At 48.0% G+C, this 21,879-nt stretch carries 17 protein-coding genes; 14 read left to right on the top strand and 3 right to left on the bottom strand.

All coding sequences use genetic code 11. The features are described 5' to 3' along the window. The first annotated feature begins 65 nt into the window (after positions 1-65). On the top strand, positions 66-1,064 hold the full coding sequence (locus ACWXW9_RS18010; RefSeq protein ID WP_494930509.1) for a LacI family DNA-binding transcriptional regulator: 999 nt from the start codon (positions 66-68) through the stop codon (positions 1,062-1,064). Between the two features lie 110 nt (positions 1,065-1,174). Here ACWXW9_RS18010 and poxB read toward each other — a convergent pair whose 3' ends face one another. After that, entirely contained in the window at positions 1,175-2,899 is a 1,725-nt protein-coding gene (gene poxB, locus ACWXW9_RS18015; protein ID WP_494930510.1) for a ubiquinone-dependent pyruvate dehydrogenase, read from the bottom strand. Positions 2,900-3,171: 272 nt separating this feature from the next. On the opposite strand from poxB, the gene ACWXW9_RS18020 reads away from it, so the two are divergent. The 4 genes from ACWXW9_RS18020 to ACWXW9_RS18035 all read left to right on the top strand — a co-directional run bounded on the left by ACWXW9_RS18020 (position 3,172) and on the right by ACWXW9_RS18035 (position 7,849). Next, a complete protein-coding gene (locus tag ACWXW9_RS18020; protein WP_494930512.1) occupies positions 3,172-4,665 on the top strand; it encodes a tagaturonate reductase in 1,494 nt (497 codons plus the stop codon). Between the two features lie 17 nt (positions 4,666-4,682). Then, positions 4,683-6,182, top strand: a complete 1,500-nt coding sequence (locus tag ACWXW9_RS18025) for a UxaA family hydrolase (RefSeq protein ID WP_494930513.1) — start codon at positions 4,683-4,685, stop codon at positions 6,180-6,182. 130 nt (positions 6,183-6,312) lie between these two features. After that, positions 6,313-6,759, top strand: coding sequence for an acetyltransferase (locus ACWXW9_RS18030; protein ID WP_354450982.1), 447 nt, complete (start codon positions 6,313-6,315; stop codon positions 6,757-6,759). A 232-nt stretch (positions 6,760-6,991) separates the two neighbouring features. After that, positions 6,992-7,849, top strand: a complete 858-nt coding sequence (locus ACWXW9_RS18035) for a DNA-binding protein (protein ID WP_494930514.1) — start codon at positions 6,992-6,994, stop codon at positions 7,847-7,849. 186 nt (positions 7,850-8,035) lie between these two features. Here the strand turns inward: ACWXW9_RS18035 and ACWXW9_RS18040 are convergent, their stop codons facing one another. Then, a complete protein-coding gene (locus ACWXW9_RS18040) occupies positions 8,036-8,926 on the bottom strand; it encodes a hypothetical protein (protein WP_494930515.1) in 891 nt (296 codons plus the stop codon). A 259-nt stretch (positions 8,927-9,185) separates the two neighbouring features. Here ACWXW9_RS18040 and ACWXW9_RS18045 point away from each other — a divergent pair, with 259 nt between their 5' ends. The 6 genes from ACWXW9_RS18045 to ACWXW9_RS18070 all read left to right on the top strand — a co-directional run bounded on the left by ACWXW9_RS18045 (position 9,186) and on the right by ACWXW9_RS18070 (position 16,502). Further along, positions 9,186-10,145 (top strand): ABC transporter permease, encoded by a 960-nt coding sequence (locus ACWXW9_RS18045; RefSeq protein ID WP_494930516.1) that lies wholly within the window; start codon positions 9,186-9,188, stop codon positions 10,143-10,145. Between the two features lie 14 nt (positions 10,146-10,159). Further along, positions 10,160-11,047, top strand: a complete 888-nt coding sequence (locus tag ACWXW9_RS18050; protein ID WP_137062881.1) for a carbohydrate ABC transporter permease — start codon at positions 10,160-10,162, stop codon at positions 11,045-11,047. Between the two features lie 26 nt (positions 11,048-11,073). Next, the gene (locus ACWXW9_RS18055; protein ID WP_494930609.1) at positions 11,074-12,720 is read left to right on the top strand and encodes a type 2 periplasmic-binding domain-containing protein; all 1,647 of its coding nucleotides are present in this window, start codon (positions 11,074-11,076) and stop codon (positions 12,718-12,720) included. Between the two features lie 31 nt (positions 12,721-12,751). After that, complete coding sequence (locus ACWXW9_RS18060; protein WP_494930517.1) at positions 12,752-14,740, top strand: sensor histidine kinase; 1,989 nt, start codon at positions 12,752-12,754, stop codon at positions 14,738-14,740. After that, the gene (locus tag ACWXW9_RS18065; RefSeq protein ID WP_494930518.1) at positions 14,730-15,557 is read left to right on the top strand and encodes a response regulator transcription factor; all 828 of its coding nucleotides are present in this window, start codon (positions 14,730-14,732) and stop codon (positions 15,555-15,557) included. The genes ACWXW9_RS18060 and ACWXW9_RS18065 overlap by 11 nt, the downstream gene beginning before the upstream one ends. 132 nt (positions 15,558-15,689) lie before the next feature. Further along, a complete protein-coding gene (locus ACWXW9_RS18070; protein ID WP_494930519.1) occupies positions 15,690-16,502 on the top strand; it encodes a DUF3891 family protein in 813 nt (270 codons plus the stop codon). 114 nt (positions 16,503-16,616) lie between these two features. Here ACWXW9_RS18070 and ACWXW9_RS18075 read toward each other — a convergent pair whose 3' ends face one another. Further along, entirely contained in the window at positions 16,617-16,754 is a 138-nt protein-coding gene (locus tag ACWXW9_RS18075; protein ID WP_200893397.1) for a hypothetical protein, read from the bottom strand. A 256-nt stretch (positions 16,755-17,010) separates the two neighbouring features. On the opposite strand from ACWXW9_RS18075, the gene ACWXW9_RS18080 reads away from it, so the two are divergent. From ACWXW9_RS18080 to ACWXW9_RS18090, 3 genes are read left to right on the top strand one after another with little or no spacing between them, the layout of a single operon-like run. Next, a complete protein-coding gene (locus ACWXW9_RS18080) occupies positions 17,011-18,156 on the top strand; it encodes a glucose-1-phosphate adenylyltransferase (RefSeq protein ID WP_494930520.1) in 1,146 nt (381 codons plus the stop codon). Between the two features lie 23 nt (positions 18,157-18,179). Next, a complete protein-coding gene (glgD, locus tag ACWXW9_RS18085; RefSeq protein ID WP_494930521.1) occupies positions 18,180-19,283 on the top strand; it encodes a glucose-1-phosphate adenylyltransferase subunit GlgD in 1,104 nt (367 codons plus the stop codon). Positions 19,284-19,326: 43 nt separating this feature from the next. Continuing rightward, the gene (locus tag ACWXW9_RS18090; RefSeq protein WP_494930522.1) at positions 19,327-21,780 is read left to right on the top strand and encodes a glycogen/starch/alpha-glucan phosphorylase; all 2,454 of its coding nucleotides are present in this window, start codon (positions 19,327-19,329) and stop codon (positions 21,778-21,780) included. Positions 21,781-21,879 lie beyond the last annotated feature (99 nt).

The raw sequence follows: 21,879 nt of genomic DNA on the forward strand, positions 1-21,879 counted from the left end.
GGGCGGCTCTTGTGGTATGGTGGGTATATAATTTTTTAGAGCCTCAGTAAAGAAAGGATACGTATATGGCAGCTACCATTAAAGACATTGCCAAATTGGCGAATGTTTCCCATACGACCGTCTCCCGGGCGCTCAACAACAGCCCGCTGATCAAAGAAGATACTAAACGCAAAATTATGGAGCTGGCGGAGCAACTCAATTACATTCCGAATTTTAACGCCAAAAGCCTTGTTCTCCAGCGCTCGCATACAATTGGCCTGTTTTTCACCAGTATTTCGGAAGGCACTAGCTCCAGCTTTTTTGCGGATACCATCCGCGGAGTTAATCATGTCATCGGGGTGGATTACAATCTGTTTGTGGGAGGGATTGACGATTACGCCGATTTTTCGGCCATTCACCGCAAACGTTTTGATGGCATCATCCTGATGAGTCAGAGCGAGGCGGACAACCCGTTTATTTATCATGTGCTCGGTCAGGGCATTCCGCTCGTCGTGCTGAATCGGCAGGTGCCCGGGGCAGGTATTGTGAATGTCATTTCGAACGATAAGGAAGGGTCCTATGCGGCAGTTTCTTTTCTCATTGAAAGCGGTCATGAACGCATCGCGATCATTGAAGGGGTAGAAGGCTTTAAGTCCACCCAGCAACGGCGCGAAGGTTTTATGAATGCGCTGATTGACAGCGGCAAGCCGATTCGGCACGAATACATCATGCATGGTCATTATGACACCGAAAGCGGAAGTCAGGCGATGAAGCAGTTGCTTTTCTTGGAGGAACCGCCGACGGCGGTGTTTTGTTCTAACGATGACATGGCTATCGGGGCGATGAACGCGGTATTCGAGCACGGCTTAAAAGTACCGGACGATATCTCTGTCATTGGCTTTGACGATATCGGCTTTTCGATGTATACGACCCCGCCGTTAACGACGGTCAAAAGACCGATTGAGCAGATTAGCGCGCGTGGAGCCGCATGTATTTTGGAACGGATCCAGTCACCGTCGAACGAGGGGGAGCTTATATTTATGGAAACCGCGCTCATGAAGCGGAAATCAACGGCAAACAGGTAGCGTTAAGCTTGATTTTATTGGAAAAAGGCAGGCCAAAAAGGGCAGGTTCAGTGCATGACGCGCTGTTCTTGCCCTTTTGGTATTCAAATCTGTGCGAGTGCGGCGGCTTTCTATCTTAAAAGATTGGTTTTCGCCAGTTCAATAATTTCGTCACCGCGCCCGTTCAGCACAGCTTTCATCATCCACAGTGTAAAACCTTCAGCCTGTTTGAGATTAATCTTGGGTGGCATGGATAGCTCCTGACGGTTTACCATCACATCCACCACCACAGGACCATCGTGAGCCAATGCTTGTTGAATCGCGTCCTCCAGCATTGCCGGATCTTCGACTCGAATTCCCTTGAGACCCATAGCTTCCGCCACTGCGCCAAAATCAGGATTCACCAGCGCGGTGCCGTTTTCCAGAAAACCGGCTGCTTTCATTTCCAGCTCAACAAAACCGAGGGCGCCGTTATTGAAAACAATGACTTTTACAGGTAACTGATGCTGTTTCAGGGTGAGGAGATCGCCCATCAGCATCGTCAATCCGCCATCGCCAGAGAGAGCAATCACCTGTCGGTCAGGCTCAGTGGCTTGTGCCCCAATCGCTTGCGGTAATGCACTTGCCATCGTTCCGTGATTGAAGGAGCCGATCAGTCGGCGTTGGCCGTTCATTTGTAAATAACGTGCTGCCCACACGGTAGGCGTACCCACATCACAGGTGAAAATGGCATTTTCATGTGCGGCATCACTGACTACCTTGGTGAGATATTGCGGATGGATCGGTGTATGACCGGGTTTACCAACCGCCAGTTCATCCAGTTCCTGACGCACCTTGGTATAGTGGGAGACGGTTTTTTCCAAATGCTTGGTATCATGTTTTGTCGTTAAAAGAGGAAGCAGCATTTCGAGTGTTACTTTTACATCCCCGCACAGCCCATACGTTAAAGGAGTGCGTCTGCCGAGGTGGGCAGGCTCTATATCCACTTGCAGCACAACTGCATTTTCGGGATAAAACTGTCTGTAAGGAAAGTCTGTTCCGAGCATAAGCAGGACGTCACAATCCATCATCGCATGGTATCCGGAAGAATACCCGATCAGCCCTGTCAAGCCTGCATAATAAGGATTGTTATACTCCAGGTATTCCTTGCCTCGAAGGGCAGCGACCATAGGGGATTTCAGCTTGTCGCACAATTGCATGAGCAACTCATGGGATTTAGCACAGCCGGAGCCGCACAACAAAGTGATTCGTTTACCTTCATTCAGGTACTGGGCCAGCCGGGAAATTTCCGAAGCTGACGGATGCACCACGGGTGCAGTGGGATGGTAGACATGTTCGGGAATAGGCGCCTTTTCCGCTGCTAAAGCTGCCACATCCCCGGGAAGAACAATGACGGAGACACCTGAACGTGAAACGGCCTGTTGTATAGCCATCGTAACGGTTCTTGGAATTTGTCGTGGAGTCGTAATGACTTCACAGAAGTGGCTGCATTCCCCGAAAAGATGCTCGGGATGCGTAGCCTGGAAATATTCGCTTCCAATTTCGTCGCTTGGAATATGGGCCGCAATAGCGAGTACTGGTACCCGATTGCGATGACAATCATATAATCCGTTAATAAGATGTAGATTTCCGGGACCACTGCTGCCAGCGCACACTGCAATGCTGCCAGTAAGATCAGCATCTACCCCGGCTGCAAAGGCAGCCACTTCTTCGTGCCGCACATGAATCCATTCAATTTGACCGTTGCTTCGAATGGAATCGACCATATTATTTAAAGAATCTCCAACGATACCATAAATTCGCTTGACCCCTGCATTGACTAAAACTTCTACAATAGTATCTGCGATTGTCTTCATAGATGTTCCTCCTGCCTAGTAAGTAACGTTATCCTGCCCGTGCTATCTTGCATCTATTCTAATTAGCCTTAACCGTCTTGGTTCAGGTGCGAAACAGCGAGAAGATAATCATAGATCCGCGAAAGGTTGCATAATTCATATGTTAACGTGTTCATATTATTGTCATTAATAATTTATAAAACCAAAAATGTTGAAAAAACTATTTTGTTAACGTGTGCATTGTGATAAAATGTTGTTGAAATCATTAAGGTAATAATGGGAGGTTACTCCGGATGAAACAAGTAGATGAATTGGACCAATTAAACAGAAAAAGCTTTATCGTGACAGAACCGTATCCTGAAAGAGTGCTGCAATTCGGGGAAGGGAATTTCCTGCGTGCTTTTGTAGATTGGCAATTTGACAAAATGAATAAGCTGGCCGATTGGAATACGGGTGTTGTCATTGTACAGCCGCAGGCAGGAGGTCTCGTAGAGAAGCTTAATGAGCAGGATGGCCTGTACACGGTTATTCTCGAAGGGATGAAAGATGGGCAGGCCGTGAAGGAGCACACCGTTGTGGAATCCGTCACCCGCGGGCTTAACCCGTACGGTTCAGATTGGTCAGAATATGAGGCGTTGTCCCAAAAACCGGAGCTGCGCTTTGTCGTATCGAACACGACGGAGGCAGGAATCGCTTACGGACCGGAGGATCGGCTGGAAGATCGCCCGCAAAATAGCTTTCCAGGTAAGCTGGCTGCTTTGCTGTATAAGCGCTTTCAATCTTTCGATGGAGATCCAGGCAAGGGCCTGGTTATCATCCCATGCGAGCTGATCGACCGCAATGGAGATGCGCTCAAGGAAATTGTGTTGAAATATGCAGATCAGTGGAAGCTAGGGGCTGAGTTTACATCCTGGCTGGAGGAAGCGAATACGTTCTGCAACAGCCTCGTGGATCGGATTGTGCCGGGTTATCCCAAGGACCGGATCACAGAGATTCAAGCAGAGCTGGGTTACAAGGACAGCCTGGTCGTTGTCGGTGAACAGTATCACCTGTGGGTCATCGAAGGACCACAATGGCTCAAGGAAGAATTACCTGCTCATCTGGCTGGGCTGAACGTACTGATCGTCGACGATATGGCGCCATACCGTACACGCAAGGTGCGTATTTTGAACGGGGCACATACGGCGCTTACGCCTGTCGCTTATTTATATGGCTTGAATACGGTAGGGCAGGCGGTCGAGCATGATGTCGTGGGTGCTTTTATCCAGTCACTCATTCGAGAAGAAGTGATTCCAACGCTGGATTCGCCAGCAGCGGAATTGAATGTATACGCCGATGATGTCATTGAACGGTTTCATAATCCGTATGTGAGTCATTATGTCATGAGCATTGCACTGAATTCGATATCCAAGTTTAAGACACGTAATTTGCCTTCCCTGCTTCAATATGTGGAGCAGCATAAGGCATTACCTGTCAAAACGGTATTTTCGCTGGCGTCTTTATTCGTATTTTACCGGGGAAAGAGAGACGGCGAACCGATTGCTTTGGCAGACGAAGCGGAAGTGTTGACCGCGTTTGGCGAGCTGTGGAGCGGGTATGACGGAACACTTGCCGGAGCGAAGCAATTAACGGCACAGATACTGGGCAAGCAGACCTGGTGGGGGCAAGACCTGAACCAGATTGCAGGATTGGCTGAACAGACGGCACAGCATGTGTATGAGATTACAAGCAGGGGAATGAAGGAGACGCTGGATTCTCTAACCGGGAACAGCGTGCCCAGAGCATAAGCAAGGAGGAGACTGGAATGCTGGAATTCATTCAAATTCATGATCAAGATAACGTGGCTGTCGCTTTGCGTGATTACAAGCAGGGTGAGACGTTGGCGTGGGGAGCACATGGAGAACAGCGCGTAGTGCTGGCTGAGGATGTGGCACGTGGGCATAAAATTGCATTGCAGGACATTCCTGAAGGTGGAAATGTGCTGAAATACGGATATCCGATCGGTCATGCCATTCAGCCCATTCAGGCAGGGCAGCATGTGCATACGCATAATACGAAGACGAATCTGACGGGCGTGGAGGAGTACACTTACAAGCCTAAGCCAGCGCCTCATTTATATGAACAGGAGAGTCGTACGTTTCAGGGTTATCGACGAAAGGACGGTCGCGTGGGGATTCGCAATGAGTTGTGGATTGTGCCAACGGTCGGTTGTGTGAACGGGATTGCCGAACTTATTTTAAATCGCTTCAAGCAGGAAGCGGGCGATATTTCGCCTTTTGAAAATGCACTTGTGCTCAAGCATAACTACGGCTGTTCCCAGTTGGGAGACGATCATGCACATACCCGCACGATTTTGATTGATGCGGTCCAGCATTCCAATGCGGGTGGCGTGCTGGTTCTTGGCTTAGGTTGCGAGAACAATGAAATGAAGGAGTTTAAGGAAGCCATCGGGGAATATGACCCGGAACGGGTGAAGTTTTTACTTTCCCAGGAAGTATCGGATGAAGTGGAGGAAGGGGTACGACTGCTTCATGAAATTTATGCAGCAGTACAGGAAGATCGGCGAGAGCCTGTACCTTTATCTGAGCTGAATATCGGCTTGAAATGCGGCGGCTCTGACGGCCTATCCGGTATTACCGCCAACCCGCTGCTCGGTCGGCTGTCGGATTATATGGCCGCGCAGGGCGGAACGACGGTACTGACCGAGGTACCGGAAATGTTCGGCGCGGAGACGATTCTTATGGAACGTGCGGCAGACGAGGAAGTATTCGGCAAAATCGTGCATCTGATTAACGATTTCAAGCAATATTTTCTGGATTACAAGCAGCCGGTATACGAAAATCCGTCACCAGGTAACAAAGCAGGGGGCATCACGACACTGGAGGATAAATCGCTGGGCTGTACGCAAAAATCCGGCTCTTCCACGGTCACCGATGTTATTCAGTACGGGGAGCGTCTCAAAACCAAGGGACTCAACCTGCTCAGCGCACCGGGGAATGATCTGGTTGCTTCTTCGGCGCTTGCGGCAGCGGGCTGCCAGCTCGTTATTTTCACAACTGGACGCGGCACGCCTTTTGGTTCCTTCGTTCCGACGATGAAGGTTTCGACCAACTCGCCGCTTTATAAGGCCAAACCACATTGGATCGACTATAACGCCGGTTCACTGGTGGAGGATGTTAGTATGGAGGATGCGCTCCGCAGCTTTGTAGATTACATTGTCGATGTAGCCAGTGGAACCTGGGTGAACAACGAGAAGAACAATTTCAGAGAGCTGGCTATTTTTAAAAACGGTGTTACGTTGTAAAAGGGGTGTAACGTAGGGGGAGGCGGAAGGAGTCCGCTTCCTTTTTTGTGTTTGTGTCTCTCTTAATAAGTATGCTAGACTTACTGGAAAAGTTAACTTAATGAAATTTTACGAGTAAGGGGGATATGCAGTGCAGAATGAAATTGTTGCTTATCGGGAAGAAAATCATGATCAACTCGTAGATATTTGGCATCGGGCTGTACGTCAGACTCACACATTTTTGACGGAAGAAGACATTCAATTTTACCATCATATCGTGCGAAATGGTGCACTAAGAGAAGTTGAGATTTGGATGGAGTGGAACGAAGCCCAAGATCCAATAGGGTTTATCGGACTGGACGGGATTAAAATAGAGATGTTATTCGTTGACCCTAAGCGGCACGGACAGGGCACAGGCAGCCGATTAATCCAGCATGCTGAAAAAATAAAAGGCAAACGCCTCAAAGTGGACGTTAATGAGCAAAACGAACATGCACACGCTTTCTACAAACATTATGGCTTTGTACAAACAGGGCGATCCGCACTGGACGGATCAGGGCGAGCATTCCCTTTACTTCATTTGGAGAAAAACAAATGAACGATTGAAGTTCACCAAATCCGTAAATCCCATTTACCTCTGCGTAAATGGGATTTTTTCTCATAAAAAGCTTGCGACATAGTTGATTTTATGATATAACTTAATTAAGTAATAATTACGTAATTAAGTTATTTTATCATTAAATCATATCATGAACGGTATTCAGTTCATTCTTTTGTTTGGCGAACTTCTATTTGGTGAATATGAAAAGTCGGACAAGGAGGTGGGGAGGGTGGATGATCTTGTTCACTCCAACATCACAGATTTAGACACACTTGTTAACATGATTAAGCTGTCATTTTCGTTTAACGACGGAGCCAATATGATTGCTTTATGTGATCATCTGTACGACCGTGCCAGCCAGAAGTATCAGGAGTTACAGTTCTACAAAGCGCACAAGAAATCTGTACACCCCATACATACCAAACGTCCACTAGTATATTACTATGGATACAGTCATCTGATGAAAGGAATGGCCTTCCAGAAACAGGGGGAATATGATGAAGCCCGAGATTGCATCGAAAAGTATGCGGAATTGGGCTGGTTTAATGGTCTTGATCCTCACGGGGAAGCGGAAGTCGAGTATTATCGCCATGCCGCCAAAGCCAATCTGTATGCCCTTGATATTTTGTCAGGTCGTTTTGAAGTGTTGCAGGAATACGTTCAATTTCTTCAGGACAATCCGGAAGAACTATTACCGGGGCTTCTTTCCATCGTGGAGGGAGCGTCCAGGCACGACTATCCTTTAGAGGCTGTGCTTGAACCCTTTGCTGAACAAATTGACGATTTCAAATATCTCGAAGAGCCTGTGAATGTGTCTTATTATTTTCGCTTTTGCTATCAATTATCTCTCTACTACATCAAGCAGCAGCGGTTTACGGTTGCGCTGAACTATATTCTGCAATCTCTCATGCTGTCAGATACCCTGGGTATGGAACATGAGCATGAGTTCAGGAAGTGTACCGCGATATTTGAGATTTTCAGATCCCAAGCTACGGCAACACAGCAAGACCAATATATAACTATTTTAAAAGGAGTGTTAAAGGATGAAAAAATTGATTTCACAGCCTCTGTCGCTCAGTCTGTTTAGCTTGCTGGTGTTTGTTACAAGTCATGACCTCATTTCCGTGTTTTATCATGGAGCAAATCATTAATTGGACAGAAGTAAGTAGAAAAGAAGCTCTCCGACAACTAGATAAATGATGTATAAGTATGCCAAATAGCAAGCAAGCTCATTAGGAACCGGGCTTGCTTGCTATTTGGTGTTTCATGAATACTAAGCCGTAGTAGGCTTATGCAGAACACCCTGATCTGATGGATGCAATGAAATTTTCAACTGCTGGTAGGTCGGGAATGTTTCTTTCATTTGGTATGGACTGCTCTTTAAGGCCCTATCCAATGCTTGTAGCAAGGAGCTCACGAATTGCTCTGGAGAAAAGAAAATACTTTGTCCGACCATATGAACGTGAAGCTCGTTATGGTCACGGTTGCTCACTGACAAAAGCAATCCACGACCCTGAAAACCAGTGCCGATCGCTCGTACCTTGTTTATGCCCGAAAGCAGCATTTCCGTTTTCAACGCACGACCCTGTTCCTCTATAAACACGGAAATCAGGCGTTTATCCGTCACGATAATAATTTGGTTCCCCCGAAACGTATGAGTAAGATGCACAAAATCTTTATACACTCCAATTGCCTGCTCATCGGGAGAGATGATCCCCAAACGCACAAACTCTACTAACTCGGCAGCATCAGGCTCCTGATGATTTTTAATCCGTTTCTTTATACTAAATTGAATAGTGAGGATACACAAAATAGTTATGACAAAAGAAGTCAGTCGGGCATGAAACACGAAGAACATCAGGGCGATAGAGATGCCTACTACCCATTGTGCCCAGGTGAGATAACGCAGCTTTTGTTGAACCGTAAGGCGATAGTACCAGTGGCCCTTTCCTGGCTGATATTCCGAAGTAAACCGGGTCATACCGCGCAACAGCCTTAAAGCATAGGCGGATAAAACCGTTATCCCCAGGGAAAGAATCGTCAAAAGCCATTCTTGAGCCGCAACGCCGACTAAAGTACACAGGCCAAACAATATGATTCCCGTCCAGCAGGCTACCTTTTTAATCCGTATCTGTTTTTGAATCGAACGAACCAATTCTTCCATTCTTTTTAATCCTCCTGATCTAGATGTATAGGTAATGATTGGAATAATATATAGGCTTATCGTACCATTGGATAGTCTTCTTCGTAAATCAATAGATTGTAAAAAATTCGCAACAGGCCAAAAATATTCTGCGACTTGGAATGCTGCTACCTGAACTTTAGACACCAAAATCAAAAAAATCGGTACTACTCATGAACAGCAGAAGCCTCTAAAATAAGAAATGTAAGTGCTTACATTATAGAGAAGGGAGGTCTGTCGTATGAGTACTGAATGGAGGCCGCGACAACAGCCGCCGAGCAAACTCGGAAAAGGGAGAGCACTGGCTCGTAAATGGGTGCAACAAAGACATTTGCAGACCATGGCGCTGTTAGGTGTGGTATGGATGATTATTTTTCACTACATTCCGATGTACGGCATTCTGATTGCCTTCAAGCATTTTGACATCATTGGCACCATATCAAGCGCACCTTGGGCGGGATTGGAGCATTTTCGGGCCTTTCTGGAGGATGATAACTTTTGGTATGTTGTCAAAAATACGCTGGGCATCAGTCTGCTCAAGCTGGCAATCGGGTTCCCGTTGCCCATTTTATTTGCTTTGTTCCTGAATGAAATCCGATCTACGCGGTTTAAAAAGTCCATTCAGACAATTTCGTATCTTCCTCATTTTTTATCATGGGTTATTCTTGGCGGGATCTTAACGACGTGGCTGGCAGATACCGGGATGATCAATCATCTGTTGCTGGCTTGGGGCTGGATCGAACAGCCGATCAGTTATTTGGCGGAGCCGAGCTACTTTTGGGCCATTGTCGTCAGCTCGGATATCTGGAAGGAGCTTGGATGGTCAGCCATTATTTATTTGGCAGCCATGGCGGGTGTATCGACGGATATGTATGAAGCGGCGACCATTGACGGAGCTGGACGGTTTCAGAAAATGTGGTACGTCACGCTTCCTGCGATCAAGGGCACGATATCCATTTTGTTTATTTTGGCGGTCAGCGGGATTTTGAACTCTAACTTTGACCAGATTCTCGTATTACGTAACTCACTGAATGAAAGCGCAAGTAATGTTGTGGATATTTATGTATATCAGGTGGGCATACAGCAGGGGCGCTTCTCATATTCGACCGCAGTGGGGTTGCTGAAATCGGTTCTTGCTCTTATTTTGCTGGTGATCGCCAATTCGGTCACCAAGCGGATTAATAATACATCCCTATTCTGAAGGAGGACGGCTGCATGCAGCTATTGCAACGCAAAACGACAGGCGAAGCGATATTTGATGTCGTGAACAGCGTCTTCATGCTGATCATATGTTTTGTAACGTTGTATCCGGTGTGGTACGTGCTGGTGAACTCCTTTAATGAAGGAGCAGACGCCATGCGGGGTGGTATTTACTGGTGGCCGAGAGTATTTAGTCTGGGCAGCTATCAGGCCGTGTTTGCGAACAACGGTATTATGACCGCGATGGGGGTGACCATTACCAAGACGGTAATCGGCACAATTGTACATGTGTTTTTTACCGCCATGATTGCATATGCATATTCCCGTAGGGAGCTGATTGGGCGCAAGTTGTATATGCTGATCGGTACGATAACCCTGTTTTTCGGCGGGGGACTGATTCCGACGTATTTGCTGATACGTGATCTCGGACTGTTGGACAGCTTTTGGGTGTATATTATTCCGGCGATGTTCAGCTTTTTTGATCTTATAATTTTTATGGCTTTTTTCCGGGAGCTGCCGGATGCATTGGAGGAAGCGGCGAAAATAGACGGGGCGAACGATTTCAGTATCTTTTGCCGGATTGTACTTCCCGTATCCATGCCGGTGGTAGCAACGATTGCGCTTTTTCATGGGGTGTACCAGTGGAACGATTATTTTACCGGAATGATCTATATCAATAATACGGACCTTCAGCCGATTCAGACGTATTTGTACCGGGTTGTTGCCCAATCCAGCTCTAATCAGATGATGTCTGCTGCACCGGGGATTGTTGCCCAGTCCGTCACTTCGCAGTCGATCAAGCTGGCGACGATGGTCGTGACGACACTACCGATTGTACTGGTATATCCTTTTCTGCAAAAATATTTCGTCAAGGGTCTGATGATCGGCTCGATCAAAGGATAGCACATCATCCAAGGGGGAAATTTATGATGAACATTCGCAAATGGCAGAAGGGGCTGCTGGCTGCCGTTCTGCTGGCGGGTTCGCTCGCGGCATGTACGTCCGGGGGAGGCGGAGCTGTCACGGAATTGAAGGACGAGAAGACAAAGGCTACGGCAGATGCGCCGGGATGGAAGGCGGATACCGAGCCGATTACGTTTGACTGGTATTTGAACTTTTCCTGGTTCCCGAACAAGTGGGGCTCGGATGAGACCTCGAAGTATGTTACGCAGAAAACCGGGGTCAGCGTCAATTTTATCGTACCGGCAGGGAATGAAAATGAGAAGCTTAATACCATGCTGGCCTCGGGCAAGCTGCCTGATTTTGTGACGCTCGGTTGGGGAGAGGATGCAGTCAAAAAAATGATCGAGGGCAAAATGGTGCTTCCACTCAACAAGCTGGCTGAGAAATACGATCCGTATTTGATTAAAATGGCTGACCCGGCAAAAATGTCCTGGTATCAACAACCGGACGGAAATGTATACGGCTATCCCAACGCTTCCTCTTCACCGCAGGATTATCAAAAATACGGGCAAAATTTTGTTTCTAACCAGACGTTTATGGTGCGGAAGGACATGTATGAGGCGATTGGTAAGCCGGATATGAGAACACCGGAAGGATTTTTGAAAGCGCTTCAAAAAGCGAAAGAGAAATTTCCTGATGTGAACGGTCAGCCGCTGATCCCGATAGGGTTTCACGAATTTACGGACAACGGGAATTACTCTTTTGAAGACTATTTACTCAATTTTCTAGCCATTCCTCATGAAAAGGACGGAAAGCTGTACGACCGTCGTTCAGACGAAGAATATATTCGGTGGCTCAAAACCTTCCGTCAAGCGAATGAGCAGGGGCTGATCGCCAAGGATGTATTTATCGACAAGCGTCCGCAAATGGAGGAAAAGGTAGCACAGGGCCGGTATTTTGCCATGCTGTATCAGCGCTCCGACTTTGCTGGACAACAGGCTACATTGTATGCGAAGGACCCGAACTCCGTCTATATCGCGGTCGATGGGCCCTCGAACAGCAAGCTGGATCCGCCTGCGCTGGCTGGACCGGGTATTTCTGGCTGGACGGTAACGCTCATTTCCAAGGATGTCAAAGACAAGGAGCGGGCTATTGAATTCCTGACCTATCTGATTAGCGAGGAAGGGAACCGTGACCTGTACCTCGGGGAGCAGGGGAAGCTGTGGGAGACGGTTAACGGTAAGCCAGCCTTCAAGCCGGAGGTGCTGGAGCAGATGAACAAGGACCGCGCTGCTTTTGATAAAAAATATGGTGCTGCCTTCACCTTCTGGATGCTGATGGACACGAATATGAATTTGCAGTGGGCGCCGCCCAGCGTGGAGCCATACAAGCAGCCGGAGGATTGGACGAAGGGCAAGACAAAAGGCTTCTCCCAATACGACAACATCAAACCGACCGGAACATCGGCAGAGGGCATTGCGTCAGGACGGATAGACCAAATCTGGGGCAAGGCATTGCCAAAGCTGCTGCTGGCTTCCTCGGATGAAGAATTCGACCAATTGTTTGCCCGCTTTTTGGAAGATCGCAGAAAAGCCGGATATGACAAGGTCATGGCTTATCAGCAAAAGGCCTATGAAGAAAACCTCAAGAAAATAGAGCAGTTCACCAAATGATCTGATTTATTGAACCTAAGGATGTGATTTCATGCCAAGCCGCAGACGTCCACGAATAAAAAGATCGCTGCTCCGCGAAGTATGGCGGTGGCTGACGGATACGGCGGATCGGCTTGGTGGCTGCTCTCTTCAAGTCAAGCTCATTGTCGCATATATCGCCGTTATTTTAATCCCGGTTGTATTATTCTCGCTATATACCTTTCACCAGCTATACGAGAACACCATGCAAGAGATTACCGCCCAAAATCAGTATGTGCTGGATACAGAGCTGGCCCATATTCACAGCAATATGGAAATTATGGAGCGAACCGCACAGCTTGCGATTTCAGATCGCAACGTACTCCGTTATTTGACTGAGGAACGTGAAATGAGCAGTGATGAGCTGGTGCAATTCAACATGAACGTGTTTCCGAATTTGCAGCATTTGCTGTACAGCAATCCCAATGTGGCGAATATTCGGCTGTATACGAGCAATCCACACGTACGCGAAATATGGCCGATGATTTTCAACGAGTCACGATTACCTATGGTTTCCTGGCTGAAAACGGCTCAACATCAGCAAGGAAAAATCTGGTGGGAAATGTATCAGGGACCGAAAAGCTTGCTTCGAGGGCAAGCACGACAGGAAAGCGAAACGGTGCAGTATATGGCTTTGCTGCGTGAAATTCAGGCTGTAGGAAGTGCTGGAGAAAGACACGCGGGCTTGGTGGAGACGAACATGAGGCTGGAGTTATTTTCGCCCAGAGTATTTGATACTCCGCAAGATAACCGTGCATCGTCACAAATGCTCATATGGGACGGCAGCGATTCCAGCCCATGGAACAGCGGCAAGCCCATGTCTTTTAACGATATAGCAACAGCCTCCCCTCTATCCGATGCGCTTCCCATACCTGAGTCCAATTTGCGCCATCTGTTTCAGTCCCGCGTTCAGGGACCGGGTGGTGCTTTTGATTTTACTTATGAAAATAAGCCTTATCTCGGTCTGTACCGTTCTATAGAAGGGCTGGACGCTTATCTGCTAAACGTGGTAGCGCTGGACGGTTCGCTGGGTGATCTCCGTCAGAAGCGCAATGCTATGCTGCTTATTATTTGTGTACTGATTTTGTTGATGTCACTTATTTCCTACACCTTGCACGCTTTTATCCTCAAACAGCTTCATACACTGAGGGAATCCATGAAGAAGGTACAGCAGGACGGAGACTTTCAGCTTCGGATTCCCGTGTATGGACGTGGAGAGGTGGCGGAGCTGGCCCTGTATTTCCGCAGTCTGCTGAGTCAGATTAACGGGCTTATTGCCGAGGCAGTACACAAGCAGGCCGCTGCTCAGGAGGCTGAATTGCAAGCACTCAAGCATCAAATTGATTCCCATTTTCTTTATAATACGCTGGAAAATTTAAAAATGATGGCAGAGCTGGAGCGTCAGTATCCGTTGTCGGATGCCTTGACTTCTCTTGGCTCGATGATGCGTTACAATCTCCAATGGTCCGGGCCATATGTTGCGCTGCGGGACGAAATTCGCCATATTCAGCATTATGTGGCTATTATGAACATTCGCCATGACAACCAAATTGGTCTGGAGGTTCATCTGCCGCCAGCGTATATGGAGCAGGAAGTGCTGAAAATGTCGCTACAGCCTGTGGTGGAAAATGCCATCAAGCACGGCTGGAGTGCATTACACAATGAAATGGATGGATGGGAACAGCCTGAACGGACATTCAGCATTACCATAGAAGCCTGCATGATGCAGGAACGATTTGAGCTGCGCATTCGGGATAATGGAGCAGGGATACTCGAGGAGAGAAGACAAGACATTATGTCAGGTCTGGGACAAAAAGATATGAATTCTCGTGAGCCGGGAGTGAATGGAGGGATCGGTTTGCGCAATGTGCATCGTCGCCTGAGTATGCATTATGGCGTCGGGTACGGCATCCGACTGGACAGTATCCTCGGACAATCGACGACAGTGACCCTGATTTTGCCCAGACGTCACATGATGAGAGGGGTGGACAATGGCGACTAGACTATTGATTGCGGATGACGAAAAGAACATTCGAATGGGCCTTCAGGCCATGATTGAACGGGAATTTTCCGGCTTATATGAATGTGCACTAGTCAAGGACGGAAGAGAGGCTTGGCAGCATGTACAGCACTATTCACCTGAGCTGGTCATTACGGATATCCGTATGCCTGTCATGGATGGCATTATGCTGATGCAGCATATCCGCGAGCTGGAGCCGGGACGCAGGCCTATGGTGATCATTCTCAGTGGATATGACGAGTTCCAGTATGCAAGAGAAGCGATTCGCTGCGGAGCACGGGAGTATTTGCTCAAGCCGATTGTCAGGGAGGAGCTGTTCGGTGCGCTGGCAACCTTGAACGAGGAATTGGAGCAGCACGCAGGTCAGGACAGACTGGAACAGAGGAACCCTATCATAAACGATAATATTGTCAGAGTGGAGAAGGATAGACGGGCCGGAAGTATGGATGGTGCTAGTGTCACCGCCGATAGAAGCGGTAGTATGACGCGAGCTATCCAATACATCCATGCTCATTACAGCGAGGATTTGAATATGGCGGTAGTATCCAATTCGGTATCGTTGAATTACACGTATTTTAGTCAGGCGTTCAAAGCCTATACAGGCATGAGCTTTGTTCAATATGTAAAAAAATTGCGCATTGCAGAGGCCAAAAAACTGCTGGGGTGTCAAGGCGGCAAGATTTATGAAATTGCGGCTGCCGTAGGCTTTGACAATGCAAAGCATTTTAACAAGGTGTTTCGTGAGCTGGAAGGGACGACGCCGCAGCAGTTTCGAGTGAGGAAGCTTACGGGTAATTAGAAGTAAGTATGCGGAAAACTTCACTGCCTTTTTACCCTTATCCTGATATAATGAAAATAAGTATAACCATGGCCTTCAATCAGAGATTTTATACACAAATCAGATGAATCGCCGGACGGAAGGGGAGAGCATATGGTTATTTATGAAACGGACCAAGCTTATATGATGACGACGCAACATGACCATGCCCATATTTCAGGTGAGCTGGCTTCACAGTGGGAAGAAAGTGCTTTTAAGAATAGACGACATAAGCAGGATTTTGTGTATGCAGCACGGGAACATGACCGGGGGTGGATTGAGTTGGACGCCGCTCCTTTCTGGAATGATCAGGTGTCTGCCCCCTATACGTTTATTGATTTTCCACTCAATCCACGTTTTGTGTTCTATCGTCTCGGAATTGATGAAGTCGAGCAAGTGAATTCCTATGCGGCACTGCTGTGCAGCCTGATGTACAAGGAGCTCGTCGGACGGACCGAGCATAAGGATGCTCAGGACAAGCAAGTGACGCGTGCTTATCAGGTGGCGGAGGAACAGCGTCGGCACAGGCTCAAACAGGAGATGTCATTTGGTGTAACCTTTGATCATCAGGTGCGGACGGATGTACGCAGAATGTTGTTCTGCGACGAATTGAGTCTGTTTCTGTGCAGCCGTGAGCCGGGTACACCTGCTGCAGATTATGAATGGTTTGCTGACGGATTGAGCTTTCCGGCGGTTCGCCATGAATGTGGGCGAGTCCGTGCCGAGTGGCTGTCGGATCAGGCTGTGGGCCTTTCATTTTTCCCTTTTACTGGAAAGGTGGGAATAACTCATACCTTCAAAAAGGTAGATAAAGAGCAAATTCGCATAGCAGGTCTTTTACACGCCTACCGATCCTCCGAATGGATGCATCGAACCTTTACCGTCGAACATATTATGGAAGTAGAAGAACATCAGGAGAATGCCTGACCATCTTCAAATACTGCTTCGAACGGGCATTGTGTTCGTGGACGCAGAGGAAGTCAGAGCAGAGCCTCCCTGAATGCCTATTCAGAGAGGCTTTCTTTTTCTTGGATTAAAGTTTTACGATTTTGTAGATGTTCTCGCGCGGTTGATCAAGGTCTGCGCCTTGTTCAATACCTTATTGCGCGCCCCTTTATTTTTCATCAGATACGCAACACCCATTCCCAATGCCGCTATGACCCATTTTTTATTCTTCATGATTCATGCCTCCTTATGCTCATGTTGTCATACGCTAACGATTTAAAATCATCCAAAATGTGAAATGATGAACGGGATTTCACGATTTAGTGCTTCATTGCGCCCGTTCCGCATAACTATGATTTTACCCTTTCCATCAAATCTTACCCGTTCCTTCGGCTATGAAACGATTACGACTGCCTATTCACGTTTAATGGATATTATCAAGTATCCTGCCGCAATTGCTTCAGATGCACATGACAGGGAGGTCTTTGTTATGAGAAAGAAGGAAGTAGTTGCCATGCTGCTCGCTGGCGGACAAGGCAAAAGACTCAAAGGACTGACCCGTACACTTGCCAAACCGGCTGTATTTTTTGGAGGAACCTACCGCATCATTGATTTTCCCCTCAGCAATTGCACTCATTCCGGCATTGATACCGTAGGCGTACTGACCCAATATGAACCGCTGGTACTTCATTCCTATATCGGCGTAGGCAGCGACTGGGATTTGGATCGCCTGGATGGGGGAGTTTTTGTTTTGCCTCCCCACGAGAAGGAGAATGGAAACAACTGGTATCGAGGTACGGCGGATGCTATTTATCGGAATCTGCATTTTTTGGATCAGTATGACCCGGAGCATGTACTCATTTTGTCAGGAGATCACATTTATAAAATGGATTACAGTCGCATGCTCGACTATCACAAGGAAAAGGGAGCAGATTGCACTATTTCCGTCATCGACGTCACGATTCAGGAAGCCAAAAGATTCGGGATTCTGAACGCCGATGTTGATTTGAAAATATACGACTTTGAGGAGAAGCCGGAGCAGCCGAAAAGCACGCTGGCCTCCATGGGCATTTATTTGTTCAAATGGGAGGTGTTGCGCCGATATCTGCTGGAGAGCGCGAGCGATGCTGAATCCTCGCATGATTTTGGCAAGGATATCATTCCATTGTTGCTCCAGCATGGGCGGTCGCTGTATGCGTACCCGTTTGCCGGGTACTGGAAGGATGTAGGCACCATTCAGAGCTTGTGGGAGTCCAACATGGATCTGCTGGCTCAGGACCCGCCGCTGGATCTGAATGACTCTTTCTGGCGCATCTATACCCGTAGTCCTAATCAACCGGCCCAGTATATAACCCAACGGGCGATTCTGAAAAACAGCATTGTGAATGAAGGCTGCGTGGTGGACGGAGAGGTCAGGCATTCTGTGCTTTTTTACGGAGTTGAGGTAGGAGAAGGGAGTGTTATTACCGATTCTGTCATTATGCCAAACGTCAAAATTGGTCGCAATGTTCGCATTCACCGGGCCATCGTGAGCGAAAACATCATTATTGAAGACAACACGGTCATCGGATCTGAGGGCAGTTCGGATGAAATTGTTTTGTTCGATCAGGAAAGCCAGCTTCATGCACGAATATAACCCGGATAAGGACGGTGTCCGCTATGAGCCGACTCATTGGAGTCATCAACCTGGATCACGAACTGGATCAGTTGAAGGAATTGACCTATTTCCGGTGCGGGGCCGCAGTACCCTTTGCCAGTCGATATCGGCTCATTGATTTTACCTTATCTAATATGATGCATGCAGGGGTGCATGATATTGCACTGTTCATCCGCCGCAAATACCGATCGCTGCTGGATCATCTGGGTGAAGGTCGGCCTTGGGATTTGGACCGCAGACGGGGCGGACTGTTTATTTTGCCACCGGACTGGAATGATCCGACGGATGCATCCCTTGGAGATTTGCAGCATGTACACAACAATCTGGACTTTTTTCATCGCTCATCAGGTCAGACGATTGTTCACGCCGGAACCCAGCATGTCAACAAGGTTGATATTGAGGATGTATACCGTTACCATCGGGAGAAGAACGCGGACGTCACCCTTGTGTACAAAGCAATACATCAGCTCGAATCTGAGCACGCTCCCTGTGTTCGACTGGAGATTGATGAGGACGGACGGGTGACGGGCATTCATCAGGAGCAGGATCATCATAATATTTATCTGGAAATTTTCGTCATGGACAAAAGCCTGTATCTTGATCAGGTGAAGCATTGCATTGCTCATCAGGATAACCATTTTTTCCGGGATGCCATTCAGAAAAACCCTAGTGGTCTGCGCATTTATGCATATCCCTATGAAGGCTATCATGCCGTGATTAATTCCATTGAGAGTTACTATAAAAACAGCATGAAGCTGCTGGATCAGCAGCAATATCAAGCGCTGTTCCAGAATCAGCCGGTGCATACGAAAATCAAATATGAAGCTCCAACCCGTTATACGGACACTGCCGAGGTGGATCATTCGCTTATCGCCAACGGCTGCACGATTGGGGGCAAGGTGAAGAACAGCATCCTTTTTCGCGGGGTACGGGTGGAGGAGGGCGCACGGGTAAGCAACTCGATCATTATGCAGAAATGTGTGATTCGTAAAGACGCAGTGGTGGAGAATGTGATTTTGGATAAGGATGTGCAGCTTTCACCGGATCGTACCCTGATTGGAGACGCCAGAGTTCCCTATGTCATTGCCAAAAATAGCGTGATTTAAATATAATTGAGCATTTAAAACGGAATAACAGGAGGTCACACCTTTGTTCAGCAATAAAGAAGCATTTAAGCAGGCTTTTCGAGAGCAACTGGTCGGAAGGCTGGGCAAGCCGATGCAGGAAGCTCAGGCGGAAGACATATACAAGGTTTTGGGCGGTATGATCCGCGAACAAGTCGGCAAAAATTGGGCGGAAACGAACCAAGCCTATAAAGAAGGACAAGAGAAGCAGGTCTATTACTTTTCACTGGAATTTTTGATAGGCCGTCTGCTGGGCAGCAATTTGCTGAATTTGGGCGTGCTGGATATGGTCCGGCAGGCACTGGGAGAGCTGGGCTGGGATCTGGAAAAGATTGAAGAACAGGAGGCAGACGCGGGGCTGGGCAATGGCGGTCTCGGCCGTCTGGCGGCTTGCTTCATGGATTCGCTGGCATCCCTTGGCTATGCAGGACATGGCTGCGGCATCCGTTACAAGTATGGCCTGTTCGAGCAGCGTATTGTGGATGGAAACCAGGTGGAGCTGCCTGATTACTGGCTGCAAAAAGGGAACGTCTGGGAGGAGCGCCGCCCCGACAAGAAGGTCGAGGTTCAGTTCTGGGGACGTGTGGAAACTCGGGAGGAGAACGGTCGTATTGTATTCGAGACGCAGGATGCCGAAACGGTCTGGGCAGTTCCGTACGATATTCCGCTTGTGGGCTACGGACATGCGCAGGTGAATACGCTGCGGATCTGGAGTGCGGAATCGGCGCTTGATCCTGTCCGAGGGCCGATTCGAGGCGAAGGCGGTTACTACCGCTTTCTTGACTACAATCGTTCGGTAGAATCCATTTCGGCGTTTCTGTACCCGGACGATTCAAATTATGAGGGCAAGCTGCTTCGCTTGAAGCAGCAGTATTTCCTCTGCTCGGCCGGCTTGCAAAGTATTTTGCGGACGTTTGAGAAGCTTCGATTGCCCTACAGCCAGTTGCCTGACAAAATAGCGCTGCATATTAACGATACACATCCGACGCTCGTAATACCGGAGCTTATGCGTATTTTGATGGACGTGAAGGGCTTGGGCTGGGATGAAGCGTGGGATATTACGACGCAGTCGGTTTCGTATACGAATCATACGATATTGAGCGAGGCGCTGGAGCAATGGCCTGCCAATATGGTGCGGGAGCTGCTTCCGCGAGTTTCTCTTATCATTGAAGAGATTAACAAGCGTTATTGTGCAATGCTGCTGGAACGTTATCCGGGACAGGACATCAAAATTGGTGAAATGGCGATTATTCACGGTGAGCAAATTCGCATGGCCCATCTGGCGATTGTCGGCAGCTACAGCGTTAACGGAGTGGCTGCGCTGCACACGCAAATTTTAAAGGAGCGGGAAATGAAGCCGTTTCACGAGTTGTACCCCGGCCGTTTTAACAATAAAACGAACGGAATTGCCCATCGCCGCTGGCTCATGCACGCGAATCCCGAGCTGGCAAGCTTGTATGATGAAACGATAGGCACACGCTGGAGAACCCGTCCACGCGAGCTGATCGATCTGCTTCGTTACAGCGGGGACGAGTCGTTCAAGGAACGGATACAGGCGATTAAGCGAAGTAATAAAGTCAGGCTCGCCGAGCATGTTTTTGCTAAACAGGGCGTGCGACTGGATACGTCCTCGATTTTTGATGTACAGGTCAAACGATTGCATGGATACAAGCGACAACTGCTTAATATTTTGCATGTGATGCATGTTTACAATCAGCTCAAGCATAATCCTTCTCTGGATGTGGTACCGCGTACGTTTATTTTTGGGGCTAAAGCTGCTCCCGGCTATTATCTTGCCAAGCAGACGATTAAGCTTATTAACAACGTGGCGGACACGATCAATCGGGATGTGGATGTCAGGGACAAGCTGAAAGTCGTTTTTCTGGAAAATTATTCAGTTTCACTGGCTGAGCTGATTATTCCTGCGGCAGATGTCAGCGAGCAGATTTCCACAGCAGGTAAGGAAGCCTCAGGCACCGGGAACATGAAATTTATGATGAATGGTGCACTCACCCTGGGCACGCTGGATGGAGCCAATGTAGAAATGCATGAAATGGTGGGCGACGCCAATATGTTCATTTTCGGACTGAAGGTGGATCAAATCGAGGCGTATTACCGGGACGGACAATATTCAGCACGCAAAACAGCCAACAGTGACGAAAGACTGCGTGAAGTGCTGGATCAACTGGTGAACGACGCTCCTTTTACGCGGCATGAACGGGAGTTTGAGGCTATTTATCAATCCCTGATTGATCATAATGATGAATACTTTGTGCTCAAGGACTTTGCCGCATATGTAGATACTCAGGTGCAGATCGAGCAGGTGTACCGAAATCCGTCTGAGTGGACGCGGCGGGCTATTGTAAACATGGCACATGGCGGCAAGTTTTCCAGTGATTGCACAATTCAGCAGTACGCGGCGGATATTTGGGACATTATACCTCTCCAAAACGAAGTCAACAAGCGAATCTTGTCCTAAAACGGCGAAACAGGCGGAATGGCATTGCTTTTCGAACGCTGAGGGTTATAATGACAGTATAGACATAAGTAAGGATGGGAGGCTGTATATACTCATTCC

It is taken from the genome of Paenibacillus sp. LT-B23, assembly GCF_059417685.1.